We start from the raw sequence: 18381 nt of genomic DNA, 5'->3' as shown, positions 1-18381 counted from the left end.
GTTCTTACTTTCTGGTTAGGATCTGGGTGGCGAGGGCGGTGATGTCGGAGCTTTCGACGCCTTCGGGGTTATGCAGGGCGCGTTTGGCGATTTCTTTCTGTTCCTCGGTCGCGCCTTCGGCACCCTTGAGGACGAAATTGGCCAGTTCCTCGACTTCGCTTTTCGTCAGCAATTTGGGCTGGCGATGCGCTTTTTCAGCGAGGTGGTGCAGGCTGGAAGATTTATGAGGGGCATGGTCGCTGGACATTGGAAAACTTTCTGCAGTTTTGAGCGCTGCTGGAGAACGCTGTCAGTCTGTTAAACATGGTTTGACACATTTGGTTTTCAAGTGAATTCGGGAAAATTGAGATCTTCTGTTCCCTGAGAGGCAGAAGACCTTCCGTATTCCTATAGAGCGGGACTGGTCGGCCGTTTTACGAGGTGCGGCGAAGTCTTTTGCACTGACTGGATTTCGCAATGCCAAGACCTTCGCGATATTTGGCAACGGTACGACGCTGGATGGAAAAGCCTTCCTTTTGCAGAAGTGCTGTCAGGACGTCGTCAGAGAGGACGTTGTCGCCTTCAGCTGCGACCAGGGCTTGGAGGCGGTGCTGGATGGCGTGAGCGCTCTGAGAGGTCCCGTCTTCGGAGGTGAGCGCTGTCGAAAAGAACAGTTTGAGTGGAACGGTGCCCTGCGGGGTATCGATATATTTGCTGCTGACGATGCGGCTGATGGTGCTTTCGTGCAATTCCGTGCGTTCGGCGATTTCGCGCATGGTCAAGGGGCGCAGGGCGGTTGCGCCGTCGCACAGGAAAGCAGCCTGGTGCTGGACGATGGTGCGGCCAACAGTCAGGAGCGACTGTTTGCGGCTTTGCAGCGCACGGATCAGGGCCGTGGCTTCGGTAGCGTAGGCGAGAAGGGCTTTTCCGGCCTCTGTGTGGCTGTCGAGTTGCGCACACATCGTGTCGTCGAGAGGGAGTTTTGGTAGCAGGCGCGTGTTAAGGGTCAGGCGGAAGCCGGCGCCGTTGGGCCGGACGATCAGGTCCGCTTCGATGGGTGGGGCAACTGGTGGCAGGCTAAGGCCAGGGCGAGGATCAAGGGCCTGAATTTCGGCGAGCATATCCAACAGGTCGTCCTGCTCAAGAGCGCATTTCTGGCGGAGTTTGCGCCAGTCCCGCCGGGCGAGCAGATCCAGATTATCGAGCAGAATTTGCATCGCGGGATCAAGGCGATTGCGAACCCGAAGCTGGGCGGCCAGACACTCTTCAAGTGAGCGCGCGAAAAGACCAACGGGTTCGAGATGCATGAGGCTCTGGCGGATCGCTTCGAGATGAGATGCGTCCATGCCTAGCTCGGCGGCGAGGTCCGTGACGGAAACGGGCAGGCGGCCGGTTGCGTCGAGGCTATCCAGCAGGTGAAAGGCTGCGTTCTGGTCGGCCTGCGGAATGGAGAGACGGATCTGGAAGATCAGTTCGTCACGATCAGACGAGGGAGGGGCGGCGGCTTCCGGACGGTTGGGGGCGGTGGTGAAGCGGTCCGGGTCGTCGTCGTGGAAGTCGTCGGACGCTGGTGTGGCTTCAGAGACTGTGTCGCCGGGCTCCAGAATAAGGAGCGGGTTGGTTTCGCAGACCTGCCGGAGATGCTGGGCAAGATCGGTCTGCGTATATTGCAGCAGCGCAATCGCCTGACGCAGCTGGGGCGTCATGACGAGAGACTGCGACTGACGCTGGATCAGGCCCGGGACAAGCATCCCGGCATGTTACAGCGAGAAATTCTCACCGAGATAGACCCGGCGAACGTCTTCGTTCGCAACGATGGCTTCGGGAGTGCCTTCCATCAGGACCTGACCGCCATGCATGATATAGGCGCGGTCGATGACTTCGAGCGTTTCGCGGACGTTATGGTCCGTAATCAGCACGCCGATGCCACGATCCTTCAGATGCGAGACGAGATCGCGGATTTCCCCGACAGCGATCGGGTCAATGCCGGCAAGGGGTTCATCGAGCAGAATGTAGTTCGGCTGGCTGGCGAGAGCGCGGGCAATTTCCAGACGGCGGCGTTCACCACCGGACAGCGCAAGGGAAGGCGAGCGGCGCAGATGGGTGATACCGAACTCGGCCAGCAGACCGTTGAGCATCAGGTCGCGCTTTTCCGGATCGGGCTCGACGACTTCGAGGGCCGCCATGATGTTCTGCTCGACGTTCAGCCCGCGGAAGATGCTGGCTTCCTGCGGTAGGTAGCCGACGCCGAGGCGGGCGCGACGATACATCGGAAGCTGGGTGATGTCGGCGCCGTCCAGCGTGATGGTGCCGGTGTCAGGCTGCACGAGGCCCACGATCATGTAGAAGCTGGTCGTCTTGCCCGCACCGTTCGGACCGAGCAGGCCGACGGCTTCGCCGCGCTGGACCTGAAGCGAGACGTTTTTGACGACCGCGCGCTTCTTGTAGGTCTTGCCAATGCCGCTTGCGACCAGACCGGTCGAGGGAGGCGGAGGAGGAGTGTAGCTGTCTGTCACTTGGGTGCCTGGCTGCTGTTGGCCTCGTTCGGCACGACGAGCCCCTGAATGGGGGATTCCGTGCCCGGCAGCATGGTTGCGATGCCGGTCTTCATGTTCACGATGGCCTGCGAACCGTTATTCTGGTTCTGGCCCTGCGTGACATGCACATGTCCTATCAGGCGGGCGATCTGCGTATCGAAAACATAGACGCCACGATCGCCAGTGCCGGTCTGGGTCTGGGTGCGCAGGACGACATGGCCCCAGCCATAAGCACGGTCGAGCTTTGACGAACCACCGCCCAGCGGGTTGTCTCCGCCGCCTGCAGGTCTGGTCTGGGATGCGGCCTGTGGTGTGCCGGATGCCGGTGCGTCGTTGGGTTTGCTGAAAGAAACCAGCACGTCCGCCTTGACCTGCTTGCCGTCATTGGTGGTGACGGTAGCATCGCCACGGCCAACCGACATGCGCGTTTTGGAGTGATATTCCATCACATCGCGCGCGGTCAGGACGTCCTGCGGGGTTGTCAGCTTCAGATGCTTGCCGGTCATGACCATGACGGCCTGATCCATGTCGTACAGGGCATGATCGCCCCAGCCCTGATCGGTCTGGTTATAGATATGGACGTTGCCACGTGCCTCAATCCTGTACAGTTCAAGAGAGCCGCCCATCGGGTCACCATTGTTGTTACCCTTGGCGTCGGTCGGCTGTGGCGGAGGTGCGGGCTGTCCGGGTGCGGGAGCTTTCTTGCGCAGATAGCCGATCAGCGTGTCCGCATCGACCGTCACATCGCCGCGCACGGCGCGGGCACCACCCGTGAGCGTGACGGTCTGGGCGTTGCGGTCGTAAATCTCTTCTTTTTTCCAGAAGAGCTGGACGGCTTCGCCGTGGGACATGTCCAGTCCGTCCGCATGCGCCGGGGCGGGGGGAGGGTGAGTGGCAGGGCGATGAGGAGGGGGAGGAGGGCTGCGGGGCGGGGCGTCATTTTTCGGTCTTCAGTCCTTGCAGGTGCAGGCGGGCCGCCGCACTCGGAGGGCCGTTGTCATCGTTGCGGACCGTCAGGCCCGGTCCCGTAAACTGCATGATACCTGCATGCTGGTCCAGAAAATAGCCTTGGGCGTCCTGCTTGCCGAAAGGCCCTTCCGCATGGACCCAGTCGCGCGAGGCGATGACGTCGGCCTTGAGGTCCATGTCGGCGGAGGGGCCGTTCATGAGGAGGCCGTCATCGCGGTAGAGCACGACATTGTCGTCGAGGGTCAGGGTCTGTTCGTGCTGCATGTAGACGCCGCGGTCGGAGCGGATATGCGCCCAGGAATTGCCGGAAAGCTGGATGTCGGCCACGGGATCGACGAGATCCACGCGGTCGGGGCCCTGCTGGTGCGTGGTGCGGGCGGTGATCATGTAGAGATGGTCATGGGCGTCCAGGCCGCGATAGGTGGCCTGTTCCATGTTGCCGCTTTCCACACGCAGGCGGGCCATTTCCTTCAGGGCCGCGCGGTTCTGGTTCATGAGATGGGAAATCTCGGGCCAGGCGGCGATGGAGCTGAGGAGGACGAGGGCCAGACCCGGCAGCGCCCATTTGGCGAAACCCAGCAGGGAGCGGCGGCGGGCAAGCTGTTCGGCGTCCGGGGCCTGACGGATGCGCTGGAAGGCCGCGCGGCGCAGGCTGTCCAGCCGGGCGAGGCTTTCGGTGCGGTTGGAATCGAAATCCTCGCGCCGGACGCGCTGGTCACCGTTATCGGGTGTGCTCATGACAGACCGCTTCGCAGGAGGTCATGGACGTGGACGATTCCCGTGGGGCGACGGGCCTCGTCCACGATGAAGAGGCTCGTGATGGGGCGCTCGCGCTGGTTCATGAGTTCCAGCACGTCCTGCGCCAGCGTCTGGGGGGTCGCGGTGACGGGGGCGGGGTTCATGACGTCCTCCGCTCTGGTCGTATCGAGGTCACCGGCCATGGCACGGCGCAGGTCGGCGTCCGTGATGAGGCCCTGAAGTACACCTTTGTCATCAATGACACCCATGCACCCGAATGACTTGTGTGTCATCTCGAGAATGACGGAGCGCAGTGGGAGGCTGCCCTGTCCGAGAGGCAGGGCCTTGCCGGTATGCATGAGATCGCTGATGGGACGCAGGCGCGCACCGAGCAATCCGCCGGGGTGGAACGCGCCGAAATCGCGGGCGGTGAAACCGCGTTTTTCCAGCAGGGCGATGGCGAGCGCATCGCCGAGCGCAAGTTGCAGCAGGGTGCTGGTCGTGGGGGCGAGGCCCATCGGGCAGGCCTCGGTGCTGGTGGGGAGCACAAGCGGGATCTGGGCGGCGCGGGCCAGTGCGGAGGTGGCGACCGAGGTGATGGCGATCACGCAGTGTTTCTGGCGGGTGGCATAGGTCAGAACGGCCGCAAGTTCGGTCGTCTCGCCGGAATTGGAGAAGGCGAGGATGACGTCGCCCGGTGCGATCATGCCGAGATCGCCATGGGCGGCTTCGGCGGGATGCAGGAACAGCGAGGGGGTGCCGGTCGAGGCGAGGGTGGCCTGGATCTTGCGGGCGATATGGCCGGATTTGCCGATTCCGGTGACGACCAGACGGCTGCGGCTTCCGGCAATGCGGTTCACGGCCTGAACGAAGGTCTCGCCGAGTGGGCCGGAGAAAGCCTGTTCGAGGGCCTGAAGGCCCTGGCGCTCAATGGCAAGGGTGTGGATAGCCGAGTTGAGCGGGGCGCGTGCGGAAGAGGGCGACGGGCGATGCATGAAATGTCAGCCGGGCCGGAAATTACGCGCGGTGCGAGAAAATATCGGGCTCGTCATAGCCCAGAAGGTCAAGCTTGCAGCGGGCCGGAAGGAAATCGTAGCAGGCCTGTGCGAGGTCACGGCGGTTTTCACGGATCAGCATGGCTTCGAGCTTATCCCACAGAGCGTGCAGATGCAGCACGTCCGAGGCGGCATAACGGAGCTGTTCCGGGGTGAGGGTGGGCGCGCCCCAGTCCGAACTCTGCTGGTGCTTGGAGATTTCGACGCCGAGAAGGTCGCGGCACAGATAGGCCAGACCGTGACGGTCGGTGAAAGTATAGACCAGCCGGGCGGCGATTTTGGTGCAGATGACTGACGGGATCGTGATGTTAAAGGCGTTCTGCAGGACTGCGACGTCAAAGCGTGCGAAATGCATCAGCTTGGTGACGGAATTGTCTGTCAGGAGGGCCTTGAGGTTCGGGCAGTCATAGCCGCGGCCGCCCATGGAGACCGGATTGATCTGCACGAGATGGGCTTCACCATCGCCGGCTGAAAGCTGGACGAGGCAGAGGCGATCACGATGGGGATTGAGACCCATGGTCTCGGTATCAATGGCAACAAGGGGGCCAAGATCGAAGTCGTCTGGCAGATCGCCGTCATAAAGATGGATGGCGTTCTGCTGGCTCATTTTATTGTCACCAAGTTTTTTTTATCACCAGAAGATCAAGGCGCTATGTCGCCTGATCGTCTGTGGTGCCCAGAAGAAGACTCGAACTTCCACGTCCTTTCGGACACAGGTACCTGAAACCTGCGCGTCTACCAATTCCGCCATCTGGGCTCAGAAAGCACCGGGTTTTTTCAGTTTCCTGAGGCATCCCGGCTCGGTGAAGAGGCGTTTACCCCTGCACGTATGGGGCGTCAACAGCCAAACTGAAAGAAAAGCAAAAATGCGTACGAATTTTTCTGTGGACGGGACCGGTGGTGGCACGGGCAACGGGGGCGGAACCGGCAGTGGACCGCGCTCTGTCGGGCGGACAGTGGCCGTTCTGGGCGGGGGAGGCTTTGTTGGCCGTGAACTGGTCGGGCGTCTGGTGGCGCTGGGGCATGTGGTGCGGGTCGGCAGCCGGAATCCCGACAGCGATCAGGCGCTGGCCCGGTTTCCGGGTGACGGGCGCGTGGAATTCCTCAAGGCATCGGTGAATGATGCGGAATTGCTGGAGCGGCTTTTTAACGGGGCGGATGCGGGGATCAATCTTGTCTCGATCATGTCTCCGGATGTGAAGGCGATGCATCGGGTCAATGTGGAAGGGGCGCGGCTTGCGGCGCTGGTGGCCCGGCAGGAGGGCGTGGAGCAGTATATGCACATGTCCGCCATCGGGGCGTCCTTGCAGTCGCCGGGGAATTACGGGCGGAGCAAGGGGTTGGCGGAGCAGGCGGTCCGGGCGGTGTTCCCGGAAGCGTCGCTGCTGCGGCCTTCGGTGATTTTCGGGCCGGAGGACAGTTTCTTCAACATGTTCGCGCTGATGGCGAAGCTCTCGCCGGTCCTGCCGGTCTTTGCGCCGAACACGCATTTCCAGCCAGTTTATGTGGGGGATGTGGCGAAAGCCGCGATTGCGCTGGTGGAGCCGGGGCATGAAGGCATGACGGTCGAGGCTGGCGGGCCGGATGTGCTGACCATGAAAGAGTTGATGGAGTTCGTGCTGAAGGCGTCCGGGCGGCATCGTCTGCTGGTTCCGGTGCCGGATTGTGTGGCGCGGATGGAGGCGGAGATCCTTGAACCGCTGCCGGGGCATCTGCTGACGCGCGATCAGGTTGTGATGATGGGGCTGGATAATGTGGTGCAGCCGGGGCCGGACAATCTCCAATCGCTCGGGATTACGCCAACCGCAATGCGCAGTGTGGTGCCTGATTATCTGAAGGGCAGTATCTGTGAGAGCTGGCGGCGGTTCCGTAAATAACGGGCTGTCGCCCTGACTTGTCCTGCGAGGGATGGGGCGAAGATTTTCCACTTGAGTTGGGGGCGTCCGCCGGGAAAAACTTTCGGCGGACTGAACGGCAACGTAGTGTCTTGTTGCTGCCTGTTTCAGGCAGGAGTTCAGCCCTGAACCGGGTGGAGCAAAATGGTGCGGAAAATTTCTTTAGCCATTCTATGGTGTTCACTGTTGACTGCAGGATGTGCGCAGAAGCCGGTCCCGGTGATGATTGGCAATAAATATTACCTTGCTGGCGATAATCTTTGTGTGAAGTACAAGATTTTGCCAGACAATTCGATCTCATGTCTGAGTAAATGGGATAAGATCACTGGTCCCAGATATGCCATGACGGATCAGCAGGTGAGCGATTACATCAAAAAAAAGACAGATCATGACCAGGAATGTCAAAAACAGACTGCATATGTCGGATTTTGAGTTGCAGATCTACGATCAGCAGCCGTGGCCGCAATGGCAATAGAAAATGTATTGCCGGGATGTCCCTATGAGGGAACGGGTGAGGCGTAGCGGTTGCAGGACAGGACCAATGTGTCCTCGATTGACGGATTGACGCGGACATTGAGCGCGATTGGTCCGAATTGGTCCTAATAAATTGAATGAAAAATCCTGTTCCTGAGGCTGAGATGGGATAATCTTCCTGAAAGGTCAGTGTCACTGACTGTTATTGGATAAAGTGACGGAATAGCTGCATTCGGATAGGTCTGATGTGCGTCCGGGGTTTGTGGTCGGGCGGGCATGTTTTGCAGGAGACACGACGCATGGCCGAACGCATGTTGCAGTTCGTCACCCACCCTCAGGTGCTTCCCGAGAAGCGCGATGCGGCTGAACGCCGTCAGGATTTCGGGGAGATTTACCGTGGGTTCGCGCGCAGCCGTGCGGAAGAGCAGGCGTCGCGTTGCTCGCAGTGCGGGATTCCGTTCTGCTCCGTGCATTGTCCGCTGGGGAACAACATTCCCGACTGGCTGAAGCTGACGGCTGAGGACCGGCTGGAGGAAGCGTATGAGATGTCGTCCGCGACGAATACGTTTCCGGAGATCTGCGGGCGGATCTGTCCGCAGGACCGGCTGTGCGAAGGCAATTGCGTCATCAACAAGGGCTTTGAGAGCGTCACGATCGGGGCTGTCGAGCGGTTTATTACCGAAAATGCGTTCGAGCAGGGCTGGGTAAAGCCTGCGCTTCCGGATCGGGATCTGGGGCGGAGTGTCGGGATCGTGGGGTCCGGGCCGGCGGGTCTGGCCTGTGCGGAGCGGCTGCGGGCGCAGGGTTATGAGGTTCATGTCTATGAGCGTCAGGACCGTGTGGGCGGGCTGCTGACTTACGGGATTCCGAGCTTCAAGCTGGAGAAGCATGTGGTGGCGCGGCGTCATGCGCTGCTGGAAGAGCAGGGGATCGTGTTCCATCTCTCCACGCCTGTTGGTTCGGGCGAAGGGGAGACGTCGCTTGAGGATCTGCGGGCGCGGCATGATGCGGTGTTTCTGGCGACGGGTGTGTATCGCTCGCGCAATGTGAAGGTGCCGGGGGCCGGGCTTGAGGGTGTTGTCGATGCGATTGACTTCCTGACGGCGTCGAACCGTCGTGGCTATGACGAAGATCCGGGCGAGGACGCGGCGCTTCATGCGAAGGGGCGTCGGGTTGTGGTCATTGGTGGTGGTGACACGGCCATGGACTGCGTGCGCACGTCGATCCGTCAGGGTGCCGAGCGGGTAACCTGTGTTTACCGTCGGGACCGGGCGAACATGCCGGGGTCGCGGCAGGAAGTTTACAATGCCGAGGAAGAGGGCGCGCATTTCGAATGGCTGGGCTCGCCGGAAGCATTTCTGGGCGATGGCAGCGTGTCGGGCGTGCGGGTGCTGAAGATGCGGCTGGGGGCTCCGGATGCGTCGGGGCGCCGGTCTATCGAGGGCACGGGGCAGCATGACGTGATCGAGGGCGATCTGGTCATCAAGGCTTTGGGTTTTGATCCCGAGGATCTGCCGGGGCAGTTCAATGAGCCTGAACTGGCTGTGACGCGCTGGGGCACGCTGACGGTGCCGCCGGGGGGCTTTGAGACGAGCCTGCCGGGTGTGTTTGCCGGGGGCGATATCGTGCGCGGTGCGAGCCTTGTTGTGTGGGCGATCAAGGATGGCCGGGATGCGGCCGATGCGATCCATCATCATCTGACTGAAACAACGACCGGTGCTCTGGAGGCCGCGGAATGACACAGAATAATGATTTCATCCGCGAGTATGCCGAGAACGTCGAACGGCTGAAGGGGCTGTATGACCCGTCGCAGGAGCGCGATTCCTGTGGTGTGGGTCTGGTCGCCTCGCTCGATGGCAAGCCGTCGCGCAGTGTGGTTCAGGCGGGTATCGAGGCGCTGGGCAATATCTGGCATCGCGGTGCGGTCGATGCGGATGGCAAGACCGGCGATGGCGCGGGCATTCATGTGGAAATCCCGCAGGATTTCTTTGCCGAGGCGATCCATAACGGCTCCAGCGACGATACGATCGACGGGCGCATTGCGGTGGGCATGGTGTTCCTGCCCAAGACCGATCTGGGGTCGCAGGAGCGGGGCCGTCAGATCATCGAGACGGAGATCCTGAACTTCGGTTACGGGATTTATGGCTGGCGTCAGGTGCCGATTGATACGGCCTGCATTGGCGAGAAGGCCAACCAGACGCGGCCGGAGATCGAGCAGATCATGATCCGCAACCGGCTTGGCCGGTCCGAGGACGAGTTCGAGCGTGACCTGTATGTGCTGCGCCGGCGGATCGAGAAGCAGGCGACGGCGCAGCAGGTTGATCTGTATGTGTGTTCGATGTCCTGCCGCTCGGTGATCTACAAGGGCATGTTCCTGGCGGAGAACCTGACGGACTTCTATCCGGATCTGCTGGATGAGCGGTTTGTCTCGCGGTTTGCGATCTATCACCAGCGGTATTCGACCAACACGTTCCCGACCTGGAAGCTGGCCCAGCCGTTCCGCAAGGTGGCGCATAACGGCGAGATCAACACGATTTCGGGCAATACGAACTGGATGCGTTCGCATGAGACGCGGCTCGCGCATCCGGAGCTGGATCCGTACATGGCGGATCTCAAGCCGGTCGTGCAGGCGGCGGGTTCGGATACGGCGGCGCTGGATAATGTGTTCGAGCTGCTGACGTTTGCCGGGCGGGATGCGCCGATGGCGAAGACGATGCTGGTGCCGGCGTCGGGCGGTGCGAACTCCGCGATGTCGGATGCGGCGCGGGCGCTGTTCCGGTACTGCAATGCGGTGATCGAGCCCTGGGATGGTCCGGCAGCTTTGTGTGCGACGGATGGGCGCTGGGTTGTGGCGGGGCTGGACCGGGCGGGTCTGCGTCCGCTGCGGTACAGCATCACGCAGGATGGTCTGCTCATTGTGGGGTCCGAGACCGGGATGGTGCGGGTGCCGGATGCGCGGGTCAAAAGCCGCGGGCGGCTTGGCCCGGGGCAGACGCTGGCGCTCGATCTGAAGGAGGGGCGGCTTTACCAGTCCGAGGAGCTTCTGGAGATGCTGGCGTCGCGTCAGGATTTCCGGGGCTGGGTGAAGCGGATCCGCGATATCGAGCCGATTGTGCGGGATGTGGTTGAGCCCGAGGCGCTGGATCCGGATCTGCTGCGGCGGCATCAGGTGGCGGTCAGTCTGACGCATGAGGAACTGGAGACCATTCTGCACCCGATGGTGGAGAATGCGGCCGAGGCTCTGGGCTCGATGGGCGATGATACGCCGCTTCAGGTGTTGTCGACGATCTATCGCGGGCTGGCGCATTATTTCCGTCAGGGGTTCAGCCAGGTGACGAACCCGCCGATTGATTCGCTGCGTGAGACGCGGGTGATGAGCCTGGTCACGCGGCTGGGCAATCTGGGGAATATTCTCGATCAGGCGCCGGAGCAGTGCGATCTGCTGCAGCTGCCGAGCCCCGTTCTCACGATCGGTGAGTTTGATGAACTGCTGAAGGTCTGTGGCGAGAATGCGGGTGTGATCGATTGCACCTTCCCTGCCGAAGAGGGCGAGGAAGGTCTGCGGGCGGCGATTGCGTCCATCCGGGCGCAGGCTGAGGATCATGTCCGTGGCGGGTGCACGCATCTGTTCCTGACGGATGACAATACGGATGCGACGCGGGTTGCGATTCCGATGATCCTCGCCACTGCGGCCGTGCATATCCATCTGGTGCGCAATTCGCTGCGGACGTTTACGTCGCTGAACGTGCGGACGTCCGGGGCGATCGACGTTCATGCGATTGCTGTCACGATTGGTGTGGGTGCGACGACGGTAAATCCGGCGCTGGCGCAGTATTGCGTGGCGGACCGGCTGCGGCGCGGGCTGTTTGGCAAGATGTCGCTGCGTGAGGCGATGGAGCGGTATCGCAAGGCCGTGGACAAGGGTCTGCTCAAGATCATGTCCAAGTCGGGCATCTCGATCATCTCCGCCTATCGTGGCGGGTATAATTTCGAGGCGATCGGACTGTCCCGTGCGCTGGTGGCGGAGTTCTTCCCGGGCATGCCGTCGCGGATTTCGGGGATTGGTCTGCCGGGGATTGCGCGCAATATCCTGGGTGCGCATGCGGCGGCGTGGAACCGGAAGGTTGAGGCGCTGCCTGTCGGTGGGCGTTACAAGCTGCGTCGTCAGGGTGAGACGCATGCGTTCTCCGGGCAGCTTGTGCATATGCTCCAGAGTGCGGTGACGGCGAACAGCTTTACGCTGTACCGGCGTTATGCGGATGCGGTGCGTCAGATGCCGCCCGTGGCGCTGCGCGATCTGCTGGATTTCAAGCCGCTTCATGCGCCGGTTCCGGTGGACGAAGTGGAGAGCATCACGCAGATCCGCCGTCGTCTGGTGGCGCCGGGGATTTCGCTGGGCGCGCTGAGCCCCGAGGCGCATGAGACGCTGGCGATTGCCATGAACCGGATCGGCGCGAAGTCCGATTCCGGTGAGGGTGGCGAGGATGCCGAGCGGTCCAAGCCGCGTCCGAACGGGGATAATGCGTCTTCGGCGATCAAGCAGGTGGCGTCCGGGCGTTTTGGCGTGACCGCGCAATATCTGAATGACTGCCGCGAGATCGAGATCAAGATGGCGCAGGGTGCGAAGCCCGGCGAGGGCGGGCAGCTTCCGGGCTTCAAGGTGACGGAGCTGATCGGGCGTCTGCGTCATGCGACGCCGGGGGTGACGCTGATTTCGCCGCCGCCGCATCATGATATCTATTCGATCGAGGATCTGGCGCAGCTCATTTACGATCTCAAGCAGATCAATCCGACGGCGACCGTGACGGTCAAGCTCGTGGCGCGGACGGGCATTGGCACGATCGCGGCTGGTGTGGCGAAGGCCAAGGCGGATGCGATCCTGATTTCCGGCCATTCGGGCGGGACGGGTGCGAGCCCGCAGTCTTCGATCCATTATGCGGGTCTGCCGTGGGAGATGGGGCTGTCGGAGGCGCATCAGGTGCTGATGCTGAACCGGCTGCGTCATCGTCTGGTGCTGCGCACCGATGGGGGCATCAAGACGGGTCGTGACGTTGTCATGGCGGCGATGCTGGGGGCGGAAGAGTTCGGCATTGGTACGGCCGCGCTCGTGGCGATGGGCTGCATCATGGTGCGTCAGTGCCATTCCAACACCTGCCCGGTGGGTGTGTGTGTGCAGGATGAGAAGCTGCGGGAGAAGTTCGGGGGATCGCCTGAGAAGGTTATCAAACTGTTCACGCTGATTGCGGAAGACATCCGGCATATTCTGGCGGATCTGGGTGTGCGGTCGCTTGAAGAGGTGATCGGGCGGACGGATATGCTGCGTCAGGTGTCGCGCGGTGCGGATTATCTGGATGATCTGGATCTGAACTCGCTGCTGGTTCAGGCGGATCCGGGTGGTCATGCGCGGTTCTGCACCCGTGAGGGGCGCAACGAGGTTCCCGAGACGCTGGACGGGCAGATCATCCCGGATGCGACGGCGCTGTTCGAGCGTCGGGAGAAGCTGCATCTGCATTACACGGTGCAGAACACGCATCGTGCGATCGGGACGCGGGTTTCGGGGCTGATTACGCGCAAATTCGGCATGAAGGAGCTGCCGGAGGGGCAGCTTACGCTGTCGCTGCGGGGGTCTGCCGGGCAGTCTCTGGGGGCGTTCGGTGTGCAGGGGCTCAAGATCGAGGTCGAGGGCGATGCCAATGACTATGTCGGCAAGGGACTTTCGGGAGCGACGATTGTTGTCCGCAAGTCACCGGCCGCGCAATGGGCGTCCGAGCAGAGCGCGATCATCGGCAATACGGTCCTGTACGGGGCGACGGCGGGGGCGCTGTTTGCGGCCGGGCAGGCGGGTGAGCGCTTTGCGGTGCGCAACTCGGGCGCGACGGCTGTGGTCGAGGGCTGTGGCTCGAATGGCTGCGAATACATGACCGGCGGAACGGTCGTGATCCTTGGGGAGACGGGCGACAATTTCGGCGCCGGTTTCACGGGGGGCATGGCTTATGTGCTGGACGTGAAGGGGCGGTTTGAGGCGCAGATCAACCCCGATACGGTGATCTGGAACCGTGTGCAGGCCGGCAGCCGCTGGGATCAGGAGCTTCGGGCGCTTGTGGAGCGGCATGTGGCGGAAACGGGCAGCACCTATGCCGCGGATCTGCTGCATTGCTGGGAGCGGACACTGGAAGGCTTCTGGCATATTGTTCCGCGCGATTATGCGCGGATCATCGGCTATGTTCAGGAAGACCTGTCGCAGCTTTCGGCCTGAGGCGCGTTACCCCTGCCTGGGACGGAGTTTCAGGCAGGGGCGTTCCACGAGGCGCCATGAGAGAATGGCGCAGCCGATTGTGGTCAGGATTGTGAAGATCACGGCGTGTCTGCGGCCGAGGCCGTAGCGGACCTGAAGGTCGCCGGCCATCATCACCAGCGGGAAATGGCACAGATAGACCGCATAGCTGTGTGTGCTGATGCTGCGGATTGCCGGGGCGATCAGGGGCGGGAGGGTTCGCACCTGCATCATGGCGGGCATGCAGAGCGCATAGCCCAGTCCCACAATGTCGAATGAAGCCATCGCACCGAAGCGGGAGGACCATGGCGCGGGGCCTCCCGTGCTGCTCCACCAGACTGTCAGGATGATTGCGGTGCCGAGGGCGGCGAGGATCGTGCTGTAGCGGGTCAGGGCTGGTCTGCACCGGTAAAGCCAGGCTGCGGCGATGCCCCAGGCAATGGAGTCGAAGCGGCAGGGGACGATTTTGCTGGTGACTTCGTTCTAGTTGGCGTCCGCAGGCAGGGACAGGCGCCAGCAGAGCGGGACGATGAAGAACGCTGCGAGGGTGGCTCCCAGAGCTGTCGCGGGTTTCAGGCGGCAGGCGAGAAGTGTGAGCAGCAGGGCGGGGAAGGCGATGTAGAACCATTCCTCCACGCAGAGCGACCATGTGACGCCGTACCAGCCGGAGACCATGGGCCAGCCGAGATTCTGGGTCAGGGTCAGGTACCAGGGCAGGACGTGGCGGGCTTCATCCCACGGTACGCCATAGGGGCCGAAATAGGCGAGCGGGATCAGCAACGCGAACAGCCAGAAATAATAGGCGGGAAGGGTGCGCAGCCAGCGGCGGATCAGGAAGATGCCCCAGCCTTTGAGGGACGTTCCGCGCTCCAGCAGGTCCAGCATGATCGTGCCGATCAGAAAGCCGCTGAGGACGAAAAACAGCATCACGCCGTGGAAGCCGAGAACCGCCAGATGCGCGGGCACGGTCCGGTGCCACCATGAGCAGAACAGGCTTCCTTCATGATAGATCAGGACGTCGAGGAGGGCGACGGTGCGGACCAGATCGGGGCCTGCGATCCGCTTTCGCAGGTTTTCAAAGGATGTCAGGTGCGCTGATGCCTGGGAGGGGTATGGCTGCATGAAGCGGGGGAAGATCCGGGTTGGGGCTTTGTCGTGGTTTTACACTACGGATTTGTCATCAACATCCCGTTTGACGGGGGGGATTGTGGGTTTAAGGTCAGGATATGACCATGCTCTTTTCTGCCGCTGACGGCACGCCGTATTCGTCCTCGCATTCATCCTCCGGGAAGCAGACGCCTCCACGCTGGGATCTTTCCGATCTTTATGCCTCGCCGGAAGATCCGGTTCTGGCTTCCGATTTCGATCGCTGGGCCGGGGCGGCGCGCAGTTTCTGCGAAACGTATAAGGGGCGTCTGGAGACTCTGAGCGGCGCAGAGCTTGCGAAGGCGTTTGCGGAGTATGAGGCGATTGAGGAGGGCCTGGGGAAGATCGGGTCTTTCTCCAGTCTTGGCTTTGCGGCGCATACGACCGATCCGGTCTGGGGGCGGTTTGCGCAGGGCGTGCAGGAGCGGATGACGGAGGTGGCCTCCGATCTAATGTTCTTCACGCTGGAGCTGAACCGGATTCCGGACGAGGTTCTGGCGCGGATCTGCGAGGCGCAGGAAATGCGCAAATGGGATCCGTATCTGAGGGATCTGCGGATGTACCGGCCGTATCAGCTCTCCGACGAGGTCGAGCAGGTGTTGATGGACAAGTCGGTGACGGGGCGGAATGCCTGGAACCGGCTGTTCGACGAGACGATGGCGACGCTGAGTGTCACGATCGACGGTGAGGAAAAGCCGCTGGGTGAGGCATTCAATCTGCTGACGAATGCGGATCGTGAGAAGCGCGAGGGTGCGGCGCAGCAGATCAGTGCGGTTCTGGGTGAGAACTCGCGTCTGCTGACGATGATGACCAACACGCTCGCCAAGGACAAGGCGATCGGGGACAAGCTGCGGGGTTATCCGCGTCCGACGAGCTCGCGCAATCTGGCGAATATGGTCGAGGACGAGGTCGTTGATGCGCTGGTGGGCGCGGTGGACGAGGCCTATCCGCGGCTGGCGCACCGGTATTATGCGCTCAAGGCGAAGTGGCTCGGGCTGGAAAAGCTGGAGCACTGGGACCGCAATGCGCCGCTTCCGGGTGTTGAAGCGCGGAAGATCGACTGGGAGCAGGGCAAGGAGATCGTGCGGACCGCCTATGCCGGGTTTGATCCGGGTCTGGGCGAGATCGTGAACCGGTTCCTGACGCATCCCTGGATTGATGCGGCACCTGTGGCGGGGAAGTCCTCGGGGGCGTTCTCCCATTTCTGCGTGCCGTCGGTGCATCCGTATATCCTGATGAACTATCGCGGGCAGCCGCGTGACGTGATGACGCTGGCGCATGAGCTGGGGCATGGCGTGCATCAGACGCTGGCGGGGCAGAAGCAGGGTTATCTGAATGCCGATACGCCGCTGACGCTGGCGGAGACGGCATCGGTGTTTGGCGAGATGCTGACGTTCCAGTCGCTGCTGGATGCGGAGAGCGATCCGAAGCGCCGTCGTCACATGCTGGCGGCGAAGGTCGAGGACATGCTGAATACGGTGGTCCGGCAGATCGCGTTCTACCAGTTTGAAGTGAAAGTGCATGACGAGCGGGCGAAGGGTGAGCTTTCGCCGGAGCGTCTGGGCGAAATCTGGCGTGAGGTTCAGGTCCGGAGTCTGGGGCCGGCCTTCCATTTCACGCCGGATTATGACCTCTACTGGTCGTATATTCCGCATTTCGTGCATTCGCCGTTCTATGTTTATGCATATGCTTTCGGGGACTGTCTGGTGAATGCGCTTTATGGCGTTTATCAGGAAAAGCCTGAGGGTTTTGCTGCGAAATACCGCACCATGCTCGAAGCGGGCGGGACGCTGCGTCACAAGGAACTGCTCGCTCCTTTCGGACTTGATGCGACAGATCCGGGTTTCTGGCGTAAAGGACTGGATGTGATCTCGGGGCTGATTGATCAGCTCGAGCAGGAGGACTGAGGAGCATCATGGCGAGGGATCTCGACAACACCGGTCTCATGGGGGAGCTGCGTCGCATGGCGCGGACCTCCGGCGCGGTCGGCGGCATTGCGGCGCGGATGGCGGGCAGTCGTCTGGGCTTCAAGACGGATAAGGGCGTTCATGCAGAGGGCCTGAAATCCGCGTTGGGAAATCTCAAGGGGCCACTGATGAAGGCGGCCCAGCTTCTCTCGACCATTCCCGGCGCACTGCCCGAAGAATATGCCGACGAGCTGGCGCATCTGCAGTCCAACGCGCCGCCGATGGGCTGGAGCTTTGTGCGCCGGCGTATGCAGGCCGAGCTTGGGGCGGGCTGGGAAAAGCATTTCCGCTCCTTCAGTCATGAGGCCGTGGCGGCAGCGTCGCTCGGGCAGGTGCATCGGGCGCGGCTGGTCGATGGGCGCGAAGTCGCGTGCAAGCTGCAATATCCGGACATGCAGGCGGCCGTGGATTCGGATCTGCGGCAGTTCCGGGCGGCGCTGGGCATTTACCGGCAGTTCGAGACCGCGATCCGTCAGGACGAGGTTTATACCGAGCTGGCGGACCGGCTGCGCGAGGAGCTGGATTACCGGCGTGAGGCAAGCCATCTGCGCCTGTACCGGGACATGCTTGCGGATACGCCCGAAGTGACGGTGCCGGCTCCGGTCGAGGCGCTCTCCACCGGGCGGTTGCTGACGATGGACTGGGTGAGCGGGCGCAGCATGCGGGCCGTTCTGGACCAGAACCTGCCGCAGGAAGATCGCAATGCGATGGCGACGGCACTGTTCAAGGCCTGGTACACGCCGGTCTATCGCTATGGCGTCATTCACGGTGACCCGCATATGGGCAATTTCACCGTGCGGGACGATTATGGGCTGAATCTGCTGGATTTCGGGGCTGTTCGGATTTTCTCGCCGCGCTTTGTGGAAGGGGTCATCGACCTGTTCACGGCGCTGCGGGAGAACAACGAGGAACTGGCGTTCCATGCGTACAGCAAATGGGGCTTTCAGGGCATTTCGCGCGAGACGGCGAATATCCTGAATGAGTGGGCGAAGTTCTTCTACCGGCCACTGATGACGGACAAGGTGTGCTCCATGCAGGAGAGCAATGATCCGGCCGAAGCGCGTCAGGTTCTGGAAAAGGTCTATGACGGGCTGAAGCGCACGGGCGGTGTGAAGCTGCCGCGTGAGTTCGTGCTGATGGACCGTTCGGCGATCGGGCTTGGAAGCGCGTTCCTGCGTCTGGAAGCGCGGCTGAACTGGCATCGGATGTTCGAGGAGCTGATCGAGGGCTTCGACGTGAATGTGCTGGCGCAGCGTCAGAAGGAGGCTCTGGCGAAGGCGAAGGTGCCGCCGGCGCTGTCTTCGCTCTGAGGGTTTTCCGGTCATGAAAAGGGGCGCTTCCTTTGCG

The 18381-nt window shown here is 61.9% G+C and carries 12 protein-coding genes, 1 tRNA gene and 1 pseudogene; 5 read left to right on the top strand and 9 right to left on the bottom strand.

The genetic code is table 11. The annotated features are described in order from the left end of the window. Positions 1-4: 4 nt before the first annotated feature. From ACJ2A4_RS04040 to ACJ2A4_RS04005, 8 genes are all read right to left on the bottom strand, one after another. Positions 5-247, bottom strand: coding sequence for a hypothetical protein (locus ACJ2A4_RS04040; protein ID WP_408873714.1), 243 nt, complete (start codon positions 245-247; stop codon positions 5-7). Between the two features lie 166 nt (positions 248-413). After that, positions 414-1730: an RNA polymerase factor sigma-54 gene (gene rpoN / locus ACJ2A4_RS04035; protein ID WP_408873713.1), complete on the bottom strand. Its 1317-nt coding sequence runs from the start codon at positions 1728-1730 to the stop codon at positions 414-416. A 9-nt stretch (positions 1731-1739) separates the two neighbouring features. Further along, the gene (gene lptB / locus ACJ2A4_RS04030) at positions 1740-2495 is read right to left on the bottom strand and encodes an LPS export ABC transporter ATP-binding protein (protein WP_062508763.1); all 756 of its coding nucleotides are present in this window, start codon (positions 2493-2495) and stop codon (positions 1740-1742) included. After that, entirely contained in the window at positions 2492-3367 is an 876-nt protein-coding gene (locus ACJ2A4_RS04025) for an LptA/OstA family protein (RefSeq protein ID WP_408873712.1), read from the bottom strand. The genes lptB and ACJ2A4_RS04025 overlap by 4 nt, the downstream gene beginning before the upstream one ends. 85 nt (positions 3368-3452) lie before the next feature. Then, positions 3453-4223, bottom strand: coding sequence for an LPS export ABC transporter periplasmic protein LptC (gene lptC / locus ACJ2A4_RS04020; protein ID WP_408873711.1), 771 nt, complete (start codon positions 4221-4223; stop codon positions 3453-3455). Further along, entirely contained in the window at positions 4220-5218 is a 999-nt protein-coding gene (locus tag ACJ2A4_RS04015; protein WP_408873710.1) for an SIS domain-containing protein, read from the bottom strand. The genes lptC and ACJ2A4_RS04015 overlap by 4 nt, the downstream gene beginning before the upstream one ends. A 22-nt stretch (positions 5219-5240) precedes the next feature. After that, complete coding sequence (locus ACJ2A4_RS04010) at positions 5241-5885, bottom strand: ribonuclease D (protein ID WP_408873709.1); 645 nt, start codon at positions 5883-5885, stop codon at positions 5241-5243. A 63-nt stretch (positions 5886-5948) separates the two neighbouring features. Then, a tRNA-Leu gene (locus tag ACJ2A4_RS04005) sits at positions 5949-6035 on the bottom strand. A 109-nt stretch (positions 6036-6144) separates the two neighbouring features. Here ACJ2A4_RS04005 and ACJ2A4_RS04000 point away from each other — a divergent pair. The 3 genes from ACJ2A4_RS04000 (at position 6145) to gltB (ending at position 13903) form a co-directional block, all read left to right on the top strand. Continuing rightward, the gene (locus ACJ2A4_RS04000; RefSeq protein WP_408873708.1) at positions 6145-7155 is read left to right on the top strand and encodes a complex I NDUFA9 subunit family protein; all 1011 of its coding nucleotides are present in this window, start codon (positions 6145-6147) and stop codon (positions 7153-7155) included. A 791-nt stretch (positions 7156-7946) separates the two neighbouring features. After that, positions 7947-9386 (top strand): NAD(P)-dependent oxidoreductase, encoded by a 1440-nt coding sequence (locus tag ACJ2A4_RS03995; RefSeq protein WP_408873707.1) that lies wholly within the window; start codon positions 7947-7949, stop codon positions 9384-9386. After that, on the top strand, positions 9383-13903 hold the full coding sequence (gltB, locus tag ACJ2A4_RS03990; protein WP_408873706.1) for a glutamate synthase large subunit: 4521 nt from the start codon (positions 9383-9385) through the stop codon (positions 13901-13903). The genes ACJ2A4_RS03995 and gltB overlap by 4 nt, the downstream gene beginning before the upstream one ends. 6 nt (positions 13904-13909) lie before the next feature. Here the strand turns inward: gltB and ACJ2A4_RS03985 are convergent. Continuing rightward, positions 13910-15043: pseudogene (locus tag ACJ2A4_RS03985) on the bottom strand (acyltransferase family protein). Between the two features lie 110 nt (positions 15044-15153). On the opposite strand from ACJ2A4_RS03985, the gene ACJ2A4_RS03980 reads away from it, so the two are divergent. Both ACJ2A4_RS03980 and ACJ2A4_RS03975 read left to right on the top strand, forming a co-directional pair. Next, positions 15154-16974, top strand: a complete 1821-nt coding sequence (locus ACJ2A4_RS03980; protein WP_408873705.1) for a M3 family oligoendopeptidase — start codon at positions 15154-15156, stop codon at positions 16972-16974. Between the two features lie 8 nt (positions 16975-16982). Further along, a complete protein-coding gene (locus tag ACJ2A4_RS03975; protein WP_408873704.1) occupies positions 16983-18344 on the top strand; it encodes an ABC1 kinase family protein in 1362 nt (453 codons plus the stop codon). Positions 18345-18381 lie beyond the last annotated feature (37 nt).

This window comes from Gluconobacter roseus (genome assembly GCF_046058915.1).
GTDB lineage: Bacteria > Pseudomonadota > Alphaproteobacteria > Acetobacterales > Acetobacteraceae > Gluconobacter > Gluconobacter roseus_A.
Note: the sequence above shows the minus strand (reverse complement) of the source record. Positions and strands in the feature narration are given on the sequence as shown.

Bases quoted from the DNA above. Each gene is read 5' to 3' on its own strand.
- ACJ2A4_RS04040 (WP_408873714.1), bottom strand. From the start codon at position 247: ATGTCCAGCGACCATGCCCCTCATAAATCTTCCAGCCTGCACCACCTC.
- rpoN (WP_408873713.1), bottom strand. From the start codon at position 1,730: ATGCTTGTCCCGGGCCTGATCCAGCGTCAGTCGCAGTCTCTCGTCATG.
- ACJ2A4_RS04025 (WP_408873712.1), bottom strand. From the start codon at position 3,367: ATGTCCCACGGCGAAGCCGTCCAGCTCTTCTGGAAAAAAGAAGAGATT.
- lptC (WP_408873711.1), bottom strand. From the start codon at position 4,223: ATGAGCACACCCGATAACGGTGACCAGCGCGTCCGGCGCGAGGATTTC.
- ACJ2A4_RS04015 (WP_408873710.1), bottom strand. From the start codon at position 5,218: ATGCATCGCCCGTCGCCCTCTTCCGCACGCGCCCCGCTCAACTCGGCT.
- ACJ2A4_RS04010 (WP_408873709.1), bottom strand. From the start codon at position 5,885: ATGAGCCAGCAGAACGCCATCCATCTTTATGACGGCGATCTGCCAGAC.
- ACJ2A4_RS04000 (WP_408873708.1), top strand. From the start codon at position 6,145: ATGCGTACGAATTTTTCTGTGGACGGGACCGGTGGTGGCACGGGCAAC.
- ACJ2A4_RS03995 (WP_408873707.1), top strand. From the start codon at position 7,947: ATGGCCGAACGCATGTTGCAGTTCGTCACCCACCCTCAGGTGCTTCCC.
- gltB (WP_408873706.1), top strand. From the start codon at position 9,383: ATGACACAGAATAATGATTTCATCCGCGAGTATGCCGAGAACGTCGAA.
- ACJ2A4_RS03980 (WP_408873705.1), top strand. From the start codon at position 15,154: ATGCTCTTTTCTGCCGCTGACGGCACGCCGTATTCGTCCTCGCATTCA.
- ACJ2A4_RS03975 (WP_408873704.1), top strand. From the start codon at position 16,983: ATGGCGAGGGATCTCGACAACACCGGTCTCATGGGGGAGCTGCGTCGC.